The organism is Pseudomonas sp. Tun-23181 (genome assembly GCF_057415455.1).
In genome coordinates this window covers 1,166,951-1,181,453 of sequence record NZ_CM171630.1, presented here as the reverse complement: position 1 = coordinate 1,181,453, position 14,503 = coordinate 1,166,951, and the positions used below count along the sequence as shown (strand labels likewise).

Here is a 14,503-nt window from a genome sequence, read left to right as displayed (position 1 = left end):
GGGTCAGATAGCCAACCTGTTGAATTGCAAGGCGCTGCCATGAGTGAAGATGCACAAGATGTCGTATTGATCGTCGAGGACGAGCCGGCGATTCGCATGATCCTGCGCGATTACCTGGCAGGCGAGGGCTACCATGTGCTGGTGGCCGAGGATGGCGAGCAGGCCTTCGCCATCCTTGCCAGCAAGCCGCACCTGGACCTGATGGTGACCGATTTCCGCCTGCCGGGCGGGATCTCCGGCGTGGATATCGCCGAGCCGGCGGTCAAGCTGCGGCCGGACCTGAAGGTGATCTTCATCAGCGGTTATCCGGCGGAAATCCGCGATTGCGGCAGCCCTATCACGCGCAAGGCGCCGATCCTGGCCAAGCCGTTCGACCTCGATAACCTGCGCGAACAGATCCAGGAATTGTTGCGCTGATGATGACACCAGGCCTGGGCAAGGCCCGTTAGGAAGACCATGTGGCAATTTGATCCGGTATCGCTCAGGCTCTTCATCGCCGCGTGCGAGGAGGGCAGTATCGCGGCGGCCGCGGCACGGGAGTTCATCGCGCCTTCAGCGGTGAGCAAGCGGATCTCGGACATCGAGTCGGCCTTCGCCACCGCGTTGCTGGTGCGCGGCAAGAAAGGCGTGGCGCCCACCCCGGCCGGGCAAGCGTTGCTCCGCCATGCACGAAAGTTCATGCGCGACATCGAGCGCCTGCAAGGCGAGCTGAGCGAATATGCCGAAGGTGCTCGCGGCCATGTGCGGGTGCTGGCCAACGTGTCGTCGCTCATGGAGTTCCTGCCCGAAGAGCTCGCCCGCTTCCTGGCCGAGAACGAACATATCCAGGTCGATGTCGAGGAGCGGTTCAGCTCGGATGTGGTACGTGGCATCGAGGAAGGGCAGGCCGATATCGGCGTCTGCCGCAAGTCCATGGCCGAAGGCGACCTGGAGTTCCATCCGTACCGCAGCGACCACCTGGCGGTCGTGGTCAATGCCCGCCACCCCCTGGCGGGCCGTGAAAGCCTCAGCTTCGTCGAGACGCTGGATTTCCATCACCTCAATATCTCGGCCTTTTCCACGCTCGGTACCCAGATGCAGAAACGGGCCCGTGCGGCGGGCAAGGACTTGCAGTACCGAACCTGCGTATCGTCCTTCGATGCGGCGCTGCGCCTGGTGGCTGCAGGCATGGTGCTGGCCATCTTTCCCCGCGAGGCGGTGGCGCGGTATGTGGAGCTGTTCGGGCTGCGGGTCATTCCGCTGACCGATGACTGGGTCACGGACGAGTTCGTCATCTGCGTGCGGGACAGCGCGAGCCTTTCGCTTGCGGCCAGGCGCCTGCTCGATCATCTCTTGGCCACACCTGTTTCCGCATAGGCAAGCGGCACCGGCGTCGCGCTATCCATCGCCGACGGAGATGGATAGCACCGCCAAAAACGTCTTTTCCGCGCTTTGCGAGCTCCTTAGGCTGGCAGCACTTCCTCTCGCCTGGGGCCGGCATGAACCACATCACCTTGAACGAAGTCGGCATGCGCGATGGCTTGCAGAGCCTTCGCAGCATCATGCCCACCGCCGCGAAGCTGAAATGGATCGACATGGCCTACGAGGCCGGTGTGCGGCACATGGAGGTCGCATCGTTCGTGCCCGCCAAGCGCCTGCCGCAAATGGCCGATGCCGACGCGGTCGTCGCCCATGCCCTGGCCTTTGCGGACCTGACCGTCACGGTGCTGGCGCCCAATCTGCACGGGGCACAGGCCGCGCTCGCCTCTGGCGCCCAGCGCATCATCGTGCCGGTGTCGGTCAGTGCCGCCCACAGCCTGTCAAACGTGCGCCGTAGCCCGGAGCAGATGGTCGAAGCGTTCGCCCGCATGTGCGAGCTGCGCGACCAGGCAGGCCATCCGGTGACGATGATCGCCGGCATGTCGACCGCCTTCGGCTGCACCTTGCAAGGGCAGGTTCCCCTGCACGACCTGCTCGCGTTGACAGCGAAGGTCGTGCAGGCCGGTTGCGACATCGTTTCCCTGGCCGATACCACCGGCCACGCCACCCCGGGCCAGGTCGAGCGAACGCTGCAGGCGGTGCGAGCCGTTGCCGGCGACAAGCTGCGCTCGGTGCATTTCCACGATACCCGCGGGCAGGCCCTGGCCAACTCGCTGGTGGCTGTCCAGCACGGCATTCGTGAGCTGGATGCGTCCCTGGGCGGCATTGGCGGGTGTCCGTTCGCCCCGGGGGTGTCGGGTAACGCCGTCAGCGAAGACCTGGTGTTCATGCTCGAGGGCATGGGCTTTCGAACCGGTATCGACATCGAGCGCTTGCTGGCGTGCCGGAAAGCCGTCGAAACCTCGCTGCCTGGCGAACAGCTGCATGGCCACCTTGCACGTGCCGGCCTGCCCAGGCGCGTTCCAACCTTTGCTTGATTTCACTCGGGCGTGAAGGCCTGTAACGGAGTGCATCCGATGTCAACGCTGCCGCTTGAAGGGATTCGTGTCGTCGAGCTGTCCCACATGGTGATGGGGCCTGCGTGCGGCATGGTATTGGCTGACCTGGGCGCCGAGGTGATCAAGGTCGAACCGCTGAAAGGGGATGGCACGCGGCACCTTCCCGGGGCGGGCGCGGGCTTTTTCAGGATCTTCAACCGCAACAAGAAGAGCGTCGCCGTCGACCTGGGCACGACGGCCGGCCGGGAAGCGATCCTGGCCCTGGTCGATAGCGCCGACGTGTTCATCGAGAACTTCAAGCCCGGGCGCATGGCCGGGTTCGGCCTGGACTACGACACGCTTCACGCGCGTAACCCCGCGCTGATCTACGTGTCCCACAAAGGCTTCCTGAAGGGCCCTTACGAACATCGCCTGGCATTGGACGAAGTCGTGCAGATGATGGGCGGGCTCGCCTACATGACCGGCCCCGCGGGGCAACCGCTGCGTGCGGGCAGTTCGGTGAACGACATCATGGGCGGCATGTTCGGCGCCATTGGCGTTCTCGCCGCCTTGCATGAGCGAAACCGGACGGGCAGAGGCAAGGCGATCCAGAGCGGCCTGTTCGAGAACTGCGTGCTGCTTTGCGCCCAGCACATGCAACAGTATGTCGTGACCGGCCAGGCACCTGCGCCGATGCCCAGCAGGATCAGCGCCTGGTCGATCTATGACGTTTTCAGGTTCGCAGGCGATGAGCAGATGTTCGTCGCGGCAACCGGCGATAGGCAATGGGCTGCGCTGTGCAGGGTCCTGGGCCAGGAAGCGCTGCTGGACGATCCCAGCCTTGCGACCAACACGGCGCGTGTGGCGCAGCGCCCCCGGCTGCTCGCCCACCTGGCCGAGATCTTCGCCACCCTGGATGCCCAGGCGCTGGCGGTGCAACTGGAGCGCAATGGCATTCCGTTCGCAGCGATTCGCAAGCCTGAAGAACTGTTCAACGATCCCCACCTGCAGGCCAGCGGTGGCCTGGCCACGTTGCAGTTGGACGACGGTTCGCATACCGAAGTGCCGTTGCTGCCGCTGAGCTTCGATGGGAGGCGTTTCGGGCCTCGTCTTGTATTGGCGCGCGTGGGCGAACATACCGTCGAGGTCATGCGAGGCCTGGGGTATGACCATACCCGGATCGAGGGGCTGCAGGCGGCCGGTATCTTCAGCGCCGCCAACGAGCCTGATGCCGTTTAACTGACCGGCATTGGGAAAAGGACTTTTCATCTCGAACAATTAGAAAAACCGGAGAAACCCCATGGTCACCGTTACCAACGCTTCGGCCCAGCAGGCCTCGGGCGAGGATCATCTGAAAGAGTTGCTGCTCTACCGCCGGGTGGCCTGGCGCATCGTCCCGCTGGCCATCATCTGCTTCCTGTTTTCCTATTTCGACAGGATAAACATCAGCTTCGCCAAGAGGCAGGGTTCGGCCCGGCCATCCTGTTCTACATGGCGTGCTGGTTCCCCAAGAAGCAGCTGGCCGGCATCAATGGGATCTGGTTCCTCGCCATCCCCCTCTCCGGCGCTGTCGGCGCGCCGCTCGCAGGGCTGGTGCTCAACGGCATGGACGGTTTCCTGGGGTTGGCGGGGTGGCACTGGCTGTTCGTGCTCTCCGGCCTGCCGTGCTGCCTGATGGGGCTGGTCGTGCTGTGGAAACTGGACCGGGATATCCAGTCCGCCAAGTGGCTTTCCCAGGAAGAAAAGGACCTGCTGCAAAAGAATGTGGAAGCTGGGCGTGACAAGGTGCCCGAAAGCCATTCCTCGTTCTGGAGGGTGCTGGTGACGCGCGAAGTGGCGGTTTTCGCGTTCGTGTACTTCGGCATCAAGATGGCGAGTTATGGCCTGAACTTCTGGATGCCGCACCTGATCGCCCAGTCGGGCGTCAAGGACATGCTCCATGTCGGCATGCTGACCGCCTTGCCTTACGCGGTCGCCTGCGTTGGCATGCTATGGATGACGCGGCGATCCGACCGTACAGGGGACCGCAAGTCCTACCTGATGCTGTGCATGCTGGCGTCCACGGTCGGTTACCTACTGGCTTGCTGGTTCTTCGACAGCCCGGTCATATTGATGGCGGCCCTGGTGCTCGCGACCGCAGGGTCGTTCATCGCGATACCGATCTTCTGGTGCCTGCCCCAGTCGACGTTTTCGGGCATCGCCATCGCCAGTGCCGTTGCCGCGGTGAACTCCATGGGGCAACTGAGCGGCATGATCGCCCCGGCCATGGTGGGCTTGATCAACGACCTCACCGGGCAGACGTACATGGGCATGCTGGCGATCGTGCCGGTGTTGATCGCCAGTTGCTATGTGCTGGCGCGCTATGTGCGCAATCCTGCAATGGGCTGATGCCTGCCGCGGCCAACTGGGTTCATTTGCCTTTCTTCATCGAGGTTGTATCTTTTTACTGTTCTTGAAACATCAGCGGTATTGCCAGCGACCCCGCTATAACAGCGGTTGATAATCCAACTATCGACTTATAGCGTTATCGGATAAGTCGTGTAGGGGGTGACCATGGCGAATCGACGCAAGGTACCTGGTGTTCGCAACTACGATGGCCCGGCGGGAGGCTGGGGCGCACTCAAGGCGACTGCAACGGCGGTACGAGAGCAGATGGACACGCTCAGGGCGCCTATCACCCTCATGCGCACCAACCAGCCGGACGGTTTCGATTGCCCAGGGTGCGCCTGGCCGGACAAGGAGCATCGCTCGACCTTCCAGTTCTGCGAGAATGGCGCCAAGGCCGTGACCTGGGAGGCGACCAACAAGCGCGTCACCCCGGAGTTCTTCGCCAACCACCCGGTCGCCACCTTGCTCCATCGCACGGACTACGAGCTGGAAGATCTCGGCCGGCTGACCCACCCGATGGCCTACGACCGGGCCAGCGATACCTACAAGCCGGTCGAATGGGAGCAGGCATTCGCCAGGATCGGCGAGATACTCCGTGGCCTGGAGCCGAACCAGGTCGAGTTCTATACCTCCGGCAGGGCGTCCAACGAGGCGGCCTACTTGTACCAGTTGTTCGCCAGGGCGCTGGGCACCAACAATTTCCCGGACTGCTCGAACATGTGTCACGAGCCCACCAGCGTGGGCTTGCCGCGTTCCATCGGCATGGGCAAGGGGTCGGTGTCGCTGGATGACTTCGAGTCTTGCGAGCTGGTGATCTCGATCGGCCACAACCCCGGGACCAATCATCCCCGCATGATGGGGACCCTGCACGAAGTGTCGCGACGCAAGGTGCCGATCATGGTCTTCAACCCGCTTCGCGAGCGCGCGTTGGAGCGCTTCGCCGACCCGCAGAACATGATCGAGATGGCTACCTACGGCTCCACGCGGATCGCCTCGACCTACTTGCAGGTGAAGGCCGGCGGTGATGCGGCGGCCATCAAGGGCGTGATGAAATCGCTGCTGGAGCTGGAAGACGCTGTCGGGGGTGTGCTCGACCATGAATTCATCGAGCACCACACCAATGGTTTCGATGCGCTGAAAGCCGACCTGCTGACCACCGCCTGGCCAGACATAGAACAGGCCAGCGGCCTGAGCAAGGCGCAAATGGAGAAGGTGGCTGCAGCCTATGCCAAGTCCAACGCGACCATCGTCACCTATGGCATGGGCATTACCCAGCACAACGAGGGGACGGCCAACGTCCGGTTGATCTGCGACCTGCTGATGCTGCGGGGGAATTTCGGCAAGCCTGGCGCGGGGATCTGCCCGCTGCGCGGCCACTCCAACGTCCAGGGCAACCGGACGGTGGGCATCACCGAGAAGCCCTCCGCCAGCTTTCTGCGGAAGATCGAAGAGGTATTGGGCTTCAAGCCGCCAACCGCGCATGGCCACGACGCCGTGCAGGCCATGCAGGCGATGATCGCCGGCACCTCCAAGGCACTCATCTGCCTGGGCGGCAACTTCGCCGTGGCGCTGCCCGACCCGGGCCAGTGTTTCCCGGCCATGGGCAAGCTGGACCTGAGCGTGCACATCGGCACCAAGCTCAACCGTACCCACTTGCTGGTCGCCAAGGAAACCTTCCTCTTCCCGTGCCTCGGCCGCACCGAGCTGGATGTGCAAGGGGGCGTGCGCCAGTCCATCACCGTCGAGGACTCCATGTCGATGGTCCATGCCTCGGCCGGCAAGTTGAATCCCGCCTCCGAGTTCTTGCGCTCGGAACCGGCGATCGTGGCGGGCATGGCCCACGCGACCCTGCCTGACAGCCCCGTGCCCTGGCTGGCGCTTGCCGCGGACTACGACAAGATCCGTGACCTGATCGAGAAGACCATCCCGGGCTTTGACGACTACAACGAGCGCATCCGTGTTCCCGGTGGGTTCCGCATGCCGCTGCCTGCCACGGAGCGGGTGTGGATGACACCTTCCGGAAAGGCTGAGTTCTTCGTCTTCCCAGGGCTGCATGAAGACAAGGAAGTCGATGGCGACGATGTCTTGCGCTTGATCACCCTGCGTAGCCATGACCAGTACAACACCACCATCTATGCCATGGATGACCGCTACCGCGGTGTGTTCGGCCGGCGCGATGTGCTGTTCATGAACCCGGCGGACTTGGAGGCGCGTGGCCTGGCCCATGGCGACCTGGTGGACATCGAGACGGTCTCCCATGGCAGGAAGATGCGCTATGAGCGAATCACGGCCATCGAGTACAAGATCTCTGCTGGCTCGGTGGGGGCGTACTATCCGGAGGCGAACCAATTGGTGCCACTGGATTATATCGACGTGGACAGTGGCACGCCGTCGTACAAGTCGGTGCCGGTGCGGGTGATGCGTTCGGAGCTCAACTGAGCGAAGTGCTTTCGGTTGGTGGGGCAACTGCCATTAGGGCCGCTGCGCGCCCCTCGAGTTCGGCGCTATCCTGTGGGAGCCGGCTTGCCGGCGATGGGGCGCGCAGCGGCCCTAATATTTGCCAACTCGATCCAGGGGCTGGACGCTGCTCTGATATGGGCGTCGAATATATTAATGGGTCTATATTCATATAGGCATTTGCAGCTTATGAATGTTCGCGGTGTTCGTCAAATTGCTTTCTTTTAATACTTGATAAGTGTCATCTGTCACTAACTTGCAATGCGTCGGAAACCCCTGTTTTTACGGGCTCATAGATAAGCCCGATCACTCTGTAGTTACTTTTGATTGGACGGGGCGCGGCAGCAAAAATAGTCTGCCGTTGTAAAGTTTTGAAGCGCACCTGGAAGTTCGCACTTCAATTCGACCTCCCTCTGCGTGCCAATCAAGGGTTACCTGATGAGCGAAGAAGAACATATTAGAACCTACAACGGGCCGGCTGCCGGCTGGGGTGCGCTCAAGAGCGTGACCAAGGCCTGGCTGGGCAGCGAGAATGCCTTCAAGAACCTGCGGGCCATGCTCAAGACCAACCAGAACGGTGGCTTCGACTGCCCCGGCTGCGCCTGGGGCGAGTCGCCGGAAAGCGACATGGTCAAGTTCTGCGAGAACGGCGCCAAGGCGGTGAACTGGGAAGCCACCGGGCGCTCGGTGGACCCGGCGTTCTTCGCCAAGTACAGCGTCAGTGCTTTGGCCGCGCAGACCGACTACTGGCTCGAGTACCAGGGCCGGTTGACCCACCCGATGCGTTACGACGCGGCCACCGACCACTATGTGCAAACCAGTTGGGACGAGGCCTTCGCCCTTATCGCCCAGCACCTGAACGCCCTGGAGTCGCCCGACCAGGCCGAGTTCTACACCTCGGGCCGGGCCAGCAACGAGGCGGCGTTCCTCTACCAGCTGTTCGTCCGTGCCTACGGCACCAATAACTTCCCCGACTGCTCGAACATGTGCCACGAGGCCAGTGGCGTGGGCATGAACAGCACCCTCGGGGTCGGCAAGGGCACCGTGGTGTTCCATGACCTGGAACTGGCTGACGCGATCTTCGTCATCGGCCAGAACCCCGGCACCAATCATCCACGCATGCTCGAACCGCTGCGCGAGGCGGTCAAGCGAGGTGCCCAGGTGGTGTGCTTCAACCCACTCAAGGAGCGCGGCCTGGAGCGCTTCCAGCACCCGCAGCACCCGTTCGAGATGCTCAGCAACGGCGCCGAGCCGACCAACACCGCCTACTTCCGTCCGGCCCTGGGCGGCGACATGGCGGTGATGCGCGGTATCGCCAAGTACCTCCTGCAGTGGGAGCGCGAGGCCCAGGCCAAGGGCGAGCCAGCGGTGTTCGACCATGCCTTCATCGCCGAGCACACCAGCGGTATCGACGCCTACCTGGCGGCGGTGGACGCCACGCCCTGGGCGCACATCGTCGAGCAATCCGGCCTGAGCCAGGCCGAGATCGAGTTGGCCGCGCGCATGTACCGCAAGGCCGAGCGGGTGATCATGTGCTGGGCGATGGGCGTGACCCAGCACCGTCACTCGGTGCCCACCGTGCAGGAGATCGTCAACCTGCAACTGCTGCGCGGCAACGTCGGCAAGCCCGGTGCCGGCCTGTCGCCGGTGCGAGGCCACAGCAACGTGCAGGGCGACCGCACCATGGGCATCGACGAAAAGCCCCCGGTGCGTCTGCTCGATGCCCTCGAAAAGCGTTTTCACTTCAAGGTGCCCCGCGAACATGGGCACAACGCCGTGCTGGCGATCAAGGCCATGGAAGAGAAGCGCGCCAAGGTGTTCATCGGCCTGGGTGGCAACTTCGCCCAGGCGACGCCGGACACCCCGCGCACCCATGCGGCGATGCGCAACTGCGACCTGACCGTGCACATCGCCACCAAGCTCAACCGCTCGCACCTGGTGACCGGGCGTGACGCGCTGATCCTGCCGTGCCTCGGCCGGACGGAAATCGACCTGCAGGCCGAGGGGCCGCAAGGCGTCACCGTGGAAGACACCTTCAGCATGGTGCACATCTCCCATGGCCAGTTGAAACCGCGCTCGCCGCATCTGCGCTCGGAGCCGGCGATCATCGCCGGCATGGCCAAGGCCACCCTGGGCGACCACCCCATCGATTGGGACTGGGTGATCGGCGACTACAAGCGCATCCGTGACCTGATCGCCGACACGATCCCAGGCTTCGAGCAGTTCAATACCCGCCTGCAACAACCGGGCGGTTTCCACCTGGGCAATCCGGCTGCCGAGCGGCAATGGCATACCGCAACCGGCAAGGCGCAGTTCACGCCGAACGAGCTGCCGGCGCAACTGGTCAACGAGACCGTTCTCGAGCGCGGCGAGCGCCCAGACCTGATCCTGCAGACCCTGCGCTCCCACGACCAGTACAACACCACCCTGTATGGCCTGGACGACCGCTACCGGGGCGTGTTCGGCCTGCGCGAGGTGGTGTTCGTCAACGAGGCGGACATCCGCCGCCTGGGCTTCGAGCCTGGCGAGCACGTGGACATGGTGTCGCTGTGGGAGGACGGGCGCGAGCGGCGGGTGTCGGGTTTCCGCCTGGTGCCCTACGACCTGCCCGAGGGCCAGGCCGCGGCGTACTACCCGGAGACCAACCCGCTGGTGCCCCTGGAAAGCTACGGTGACCGGACGTTCACGCCTACGTCGAAATTCATCGCCATCACGCTCGAGAAGTCACGGCCGGACAACCTGATCCACACCGTCGCCGAGTAACCCTCACGTTCCTTCTTCGGGTAGGCCTTCAGCAGAGGGCCTACGAGGATATTGTCATGTCGAATCTAGATGCGCTGGACCTGGCGCGGATTCAGTTCGCCTTCACGGTCTCGTTTCACATCATCTTCCCGGCCATCACCATTGGCCTGGCAAGCTTCCTGGCCGTACTGGAAGGGTGCTGGTTGAAGACCAACAACCCGGTATACAGGGACCTGTATCACTTCTGGTCGAAGATATTCGCCGTCAACTTCGGCATGGGCGTGGTCTCGGGCCTGGTCATGGCCTACGAGTTCGGCACCAACTGGGCGCGCTTTTCCGATTTCGCGGGCAGCGTGACAGGGCCATTGCTCACCTACGAGGTGTTGACGGCGTTCTTCCTGGAAGCAGGCTTTCTGGGCGTCATGCTGTTCGGCTGGGACCGGGTAGGGCGCAAGCTGCACTTTTTCGCCACGGTCATGGTGGCCATCGGCACGCTCATCTCGATGTTCTGGATCCTCTCGTCCAATAGCTGGATGCAGACCCCGCAGGGCATCGAGATCATCGATGGGCGGGTCGCGCCGGTGGACTGGTTCAAGATCGTCTTCAACCCGTCGTTCCCTTACCGCCTGGCGCACATGGCGCTGGCGGCGTTCCTCTCGACGGCCCTGTTCGTCGGCGCCTCGGGCGCCTGGCACTTGCTGCGTGGCCGCGACACGCCACAGGTACGCAAGATGCTGTCGATGGCCATGTGGATGATCCTGGTGGCCACGCCCGTGCAGGTGGTGGTCGGCGATGCCCATGGCCTGAACACCTTGGAGCATCAACCCGCGAAGATCGCGGCCATCGAAGGCCACTGGGAGAATGTCCCGGGCGAGGCCTCGCCCCTGGTGCTGTTCGGGCTGCCAGACATGGATGCCGAGAAGACCCGTTACAGCCTGGAGGTGCCGTACCTGGGCAGCCTGATCCTGACCCACAGCCTGGACAAGCAGATCCCCGCGCTCAAGAGCTTCGCCAAGGAGGATCGCCCCAACTCCACGATCGTCTTCTGGAGCTTCCGGCTCATGGCCGGCCTGGGCATGCTGATGCTGGCCTGCGCGCTGCTGGCGCTGGTGCTGCGGCGCAACGGGGCCCTGTACCGCAACAAGGCATTCCTGTGGTTCGCCCTGCTCATGGGGCCGTCGGGGTTGATCGCCCTGCTGGCCGGCTGGTTCACCACCGAGGTCGGTCGCCAACCCTGGGTGGTGTACGGCATGTTGCGCACCACCGAAGCGGCGTCCAATCACAGCGCCGCGCAGATGAGCGTGACCCTGGCACTGTTCGTCCTCATTTACTTCTCGGTGTTCACGGTGGGCATCGGCTACATGATGCGCCTGGTGCGCAAAGGGCCGAAGACACACGAGGAGCACGTATCGCCCGATGCACCGGGCCAACTTGCGATAGCGCGTCGTCCGCTGTCGGTAGCGGATTGAGAGGAAGCTGAACCATGGCAATTCAAGGTATCGACCTGTCGATCATCTGGGGCGTGATCATCGCTTTTGGCCTGATGATGTACGTGATCATGGATGGCTTCGACCTGGGCCTGGGGATCCTGTTTCCCCTTATCAGTGATTCCCGCGAGCGCGACGTGATGATGAACACTGTGGCGCCGGTGTGGGATGGCAACGAGACCTGGGCGGTGCTCGGCGCAGCGGCGCTGTATGGGGCGTTTCCCCTGGCCTATTCGGTGATTCTCGAAGCGCTCTACCTGCCGTTGGTATTGGTGTTGGCGGGGCTGATCTTCCGCGGCGTGGCGTTCGAGTTCCGCTTCAAGGCGCACCCGCGCAAGCGCCACCTCTGGGACAAGGCGTTCATCGGGGGCTCTGTCCTGGCCACGTTCTTCCAGGGCGTTGCCATCGGCACCTACATCTCGGGCATCCCCGTGGAGAATCGCCAGTTCGCCGGCAGCGCCCTGGATTGGTTGGCGCCGTTCCCGCTGTTCTGTGGCGTCGGGCTGATCCTGACCTATGCGCTGCTGGGCAGCACCTGGCTGCTGATCAAGACCGACGGCATGCTGGAGTCGCGCATGCGCCACTACAGCCGCCCGCTGCTCTACCTGCTGGCGATCGTCATCGCGGTGATCTGTGCCTGGACTGCCTGGCTGCATGCCGATATCGCCCAGCGTTGGTTCGCCGGCAGCCATTGGGTTCGCTCCGTGGTGATCGCCACCCTGGCGGTGCTGTCGGTGGTGTTGATCCAGAAGACGCTGCGCAGGCACCACTCGCACCTGCCGTTCATTGGCGTGGTGGCCCTGGTGTTCCTCGGTTACCTGGGCCTTGCGATCAGTATCTGGCCGAACATCGTGCCGCCTGGCATCGACCTCTGGCAGGCCGCCTCGCCGCTGTCGAGCCAGCTGTTCGCCTTGATCGGTGCGTTGTTCATCATTCCGATCATCCTGGTCTATACGTTCTGGAGCTACCACGTGTTTCGCGGCAAGGTGCAAGCAGGGGATGCCTACCACTGATCGGGTCACAGCCCCTGCCGGCAGGCGATGGGGCCTAGGGCGCTGGCTGCTGTTCCGGCGGGCAAGCCAGGACCGGGCCGTACGACAGGTAGTAGGCCAGCCCGACGAACACCGCACCGCCGACCGCATTGCCGAGGAACACCGCGGCGATGTTCTCGGCGAACTGGGCCCAGCCCAATTCGCCGGCGAAAATGGCCGCAGGGATCAGGAACATGTTGGCCACCACGTGCTGGAAGCCAATGGCGACGAAGGCCATGATCGGGAACCAGATGCCCAGGATCTTGCCGCTGACGTCCTTGCTGGCATAGGACAGCCAGACGGCCAGGCACACCAGCCAGTTGCAGCCGATGCCGGAAATGAACGCATGGAGGAAATCGGTATTCACCTTGGCGTTCGCCGCCGCCAGCGTCTTGGCCAGGAAGGGGCCTTCGGCAAGGCCCAGCAGGTGGCCGAAGCAGTAGGCGACGAACAGCGCGCCGAGAAGATTGGCCAAGGTGACCAGCAGCCAGTTGCGGGCCACTGCGCTGAGTCGGACCCGTTTGGCGAACAGGGCCATGGGCAAGGTCATCATGTTGCCCGTCAACAGCTCTCCGCCGGCGAGAATCACCAGGATCAGGCCCATGGGAAATACCGCTGCGCCAAGCAGGGTGCCGAGGGAGGCCCAGGGGGCTGGAATCAGGGTGCTGACGTGGATCGCCAGAAGAAACCCCAGTGAAATGAACGCACCGGCCAAAAAGCCCAGGATGATTGTCGAAGCGGTCGGTAGGTGGGCTTTCTTGACACCGGTTTCAACGACCAGTGCGGCAATCTGAGAGGGGGTGTTCACAGGCATTTCAACGACTCAAGGTAAAAGTATGACGGCGTCGGTGCTGGGTGGCGAGCAATAGCGCCGTAGAGGGGTAGCGGATCATGGGGCGGCGGAAATTAGCTGAGGCAAATTGAAGCAGTCCAATTGTTTGTATGGATGAATTGATAGGAGCTGTCTATGAAAGGAAGAGGCTTGGGTGAAGATTTTTATTGCCTATGCAGCCTGTGCTATACCGATGCAACAACGCGAATCCTCATGGTGAGGGAAGTGAAATGAACGTTTCCGAGATAGAGCCTCAAGCTGTCGATACCCCGATTACCCGCAGTGCCCTCTTCATCGTGGCCACCCTGAAGCCTGGCAGTGACAACCGCGATAGCGTGCGTTCGCTCTGTGGCGACATTGCCGCCCTGGTCCGTTCGGTCGGCAAGCGCGTACCGGCCGGCAACCTCTCCTGCGTGATGGGCTTCGGTGCCTCGGTGTGGGAAGCGTTGTTCGGCGCGCCGCGCCCTGCATCGCTGCATCCATTCCGTGAAATCGGTAGCGGCGGGCGTGTGGCCGTGGCGACGCCCGGTGACATCCTGCTGCATATCCGTGCCGAGCACATGGACCTGTGCTTCGAGCTGGCCTCGCAGATCATGACGCGCCTGGGCAGTGCCGTGACGGTGGTCGATGAAGTCCAGGGGTTTCGCTACTTCGACATGCGCAGCATCATCGGTTTTGTCGACGGTACGGAAAATCCGAGCGGCCGCGAGCTCGGCAAGTTCACCCTCGTCGGTGACGAAGACGCCCCGTTCGCGGGCGGCAGCTACGTGCTCGTGCAGAAGTACCTGCATGACATGGCGGGATGGAACGGGCTTTCCACCACCGAGCAGGAACATATCATCGGGCGGACCAAGCTCTCGGATATCGAGTTGGATGCATCGGTAAAGCCCAGTTGCTCGCACAGTTCGCTGACCACCCTCGAAAAGGATGGCCAGGAAGTGAAGATACTTCGCGACAACATGCCGTTCGGGCGCCCAGGGGCAGGAGAGTTCGGCACCTATTTCATTGGCTATGCCCGCTCGCCCGAACCCATCGAGGAAATGCTCGAAAACATGTTCATCGGCAGGCCACCAGGAAATTACGATCGACTGCTGGACTATAGCCGTGCCGTCACGGGCGGGCTGTTTTTCGTGCCTTCGGCGACCTTTCTGGAGAGCTGTGCGCAGTAGC

Annotated in this window: 11 protein-coding genes; 10 read left to right on the top strand and 1 reads right to left on the bottom strand. The window is 62.9% G+C overall.

The window, feature by feature from the left end; all coding sequences use genetic code 11:
• Positions 1-39: 39 nt before the first annotated feature.
• From ACDI39_RS05885 to cydB, 9 genes are all read left to right on the top strand, one after another.
• Complete coding sequence (locus ACDI39_RS05885; RefSeq protein WP_225790355.1) at positions 40-417, top strand: response regulator; 378 nt, start codon at positions 40-42, stop codon at positions 415-417.
• Positions 418-456: 39 nt separating this feature from the next.
• Positions 457-1,356, top strand: coding sequence for a LysR family transcriptional regulator (locus ACDI39_RS05880; RefSeq protein ID WP_225790356.1), 900 nt, complete (start codon positions 457-459; stop codon positions 1,354-1,356).
• 122 nt (positions 1,357-1,478) lie between these two features.
• Complete coding sequence (locus tag ACDI39_RS05875) at positions 1,479-2,396, top strand: hydroxymethylglutaryl-CoA lyase (protein WP_225790357.1); 918 nt, start codon at positions 1,479-1,481, stop codon at positions 2,394-2,396.
• A 39-nt stretch (positions 2,397-2,435) separates the two neighbouring features.
• Positions 2,436-3,635, top strand: a complete 1,200-nt coding sequence (locus ACDI39_RS05870) for a CaiB/BaiF CoA transferase family protein (protein WP_253081095.1) — start codon at positions 2,436-2,438, stop codon at positions 3,633-3,635.
• A gap of 252 nt (positions 3,636-3,887) precedes the next feature.
• The gene (locus tag ACDI39_RS05865) at positions 3,888-4,784 is read left to right on the top strand and encodes an MFS transporter (protein WP_253081096.1); all 897 of its coding nucleotides are present in this window, start codon (positions 3,888-3,890) and stop codon (positions 4,782-4,784) included.
• Positions 4,785-4,949: 165 nt separating this feature from the next.
• Entirely contained in the window at positions 4,950-7,223 is a 2,274-nt protein-coding gene (locus tag ACDI39_RS05860) for an FdhF/YdeP family oxidoreductase (RefSeq protein WP_486538004.1), read from the top strand.
• Between the two features lie 456 nt (positions 7,224-7,679).
• The gene (locus ACDI39_RS05855) at positions 7,680-10,004 is read left to right on the top strand and encodes an FdhF/YdeP family oxidoreductase (RefSeq protein WP_486538002.1); all 2,325 of its coding nucleotides are present in this window, start codon (positions 7,680-7,682) and stop codon (positions 10,002-10,004) included.
• A gap of 56 nt (positions 10,005-10,060) precedes the next feature.
• Positions 10,061-11,452 carry a cytochrome ubiquinol oxidase subunit I gene (locus ACDI39_RS05850; protein WP_253081713.1) on the top strand — a complete coding sequence of 464 codons (1,392 nt, stop codon included), beginning with the start codon at positions 10,061-10,063 and terminating at the stop codon, positions 11,450-11,452.
• 14 nt (positions 11,453-11,466) lie between these two features.
• Positions 11,467-12,483 carry a cytochrome d ubiquinol oxidase subunit II gene (cydB, locus tag ACDI39_RS05845; protein WP_225788978.1) on the top strand — a complete coding sequence of 339 codons (1,017 nt, stop codon included), beginning with the start codon at positions 11,467-11,469 and terminating at the stop codon, positions 12,481-12,483.
• Between the two features lie 34 nt (positions 12,484-12,517).
• On the opposite strand, the gene ACDI39_RS05840 is transcribed toward cydB, so the two are convergent.
• Entirely contained in the window at positions 12,518-13,315 is a 798-nt protein-coding gene (locus ACDI39_RS05840; RefSeq protein WP_225788979.1) for a formate/nitrite transporter family protein, read from the bottom strand.
• Between the two features lie 248 nt (positions 13,316-13,563).
• On the opposite strand from ACDI39_RS05840, the gene ACDI39_RS05835 reads away from it, so the two are divergent.
• Positions 13,564-14,502 carry a Dyp-type peroxidase gene (locus tag ACDI39_RS05835; protein ID WP_410046083.1) on the top strand — a complete coding sequence of 313 codons (939 nt, stop codon included), beginning with the start codon at positions 13,564-13,566 and terminating at the stop codon, positions 14,500-14,502.
• Position 14,503 lies beyond the last annotated feature (1 nt).

Excerpts from the sequence above, each read along its gene's own strand:
- ACDI39_RS05875 (WP_225790357.1), top strand. The coding sequence starts at position 1,479 with ATGAACCACATCACCTTGAACGAAGTCGGCATGCGCGATGGCTTGCAG.
- ACDI39_RS05855 (WP_486538002.1), top strand. The coding sequence starts at position 7,680 with ATGAGCGAAGAAGAACATATTAGAACCTACAACGGGCCGGCTGCCGGC.
- ACDI39_RS05870 (WP_253081095.1), top strand. The coding sequence starts at position 2,436 with ATGTCAACGCTGCCGCTTGAAGGGATTCGTGTCGTCGAGCTGTCCCAC.
- ACDI39_RS05880 (WP_225790356.1), top strand. The coding sequence starts at position 457 with ATGTGGCAATTTGATCCGGTATCGCTCAGGCTCTTCATCGCCGCGTGC.
- ACDI39_RS05840 (WP_225788979.1), bottom strand. The coding sequence starts at position 13,315 with ATGCCTGTGAACACCCCCTCTCAGATTGCCGCACTGGTCGTTGAAACC.
- ACDI39_RS05885 (WP_225790355.1), top strand. The coding sequence starts at position 40 with ATGAGTGAAGATGCACAAGATGTCGTATTGATCGTCGAGGACGAGCCG.
- cydB (WP_225788978.1), top strand. The coding sequence starts at position 11,467 with ATGGCAATTCAAGGTATCGACCTGTCGATCATCTGGGGCGTGATCATC.
- ACDI39_RS05860 (WP_486538004.1), top strand. The coding sequence starts at position 4,950 with ATGGCGAATCGACGCAAGGTACCTGGTGTTCGCAACTACGATGGCCCG.
- ACDI39_RS05865 (WP_253081096.1), top strand. The coding sequence starts at position 3,888 with ATGGCGTGCTGGTTCCCCAAGAAGCAGCTGGCCGGCATCAATGGGATC.
- ACDI39_RS05835 (WP_410046083.1), top strand. The coding sequence starts at position 13,564 with ATGAACGTTTCCGAGATAGAGCCTCAAGCTGTCGATACCCCGATTACC.
- ACDI39_RS05850 (WP_253081713.1), top strand. The coding sequence starts at position 10,061 with ATGTCGAATCTAGATGCGCTGGACCTGGCGCGGATTCAGTTCGCCTTC.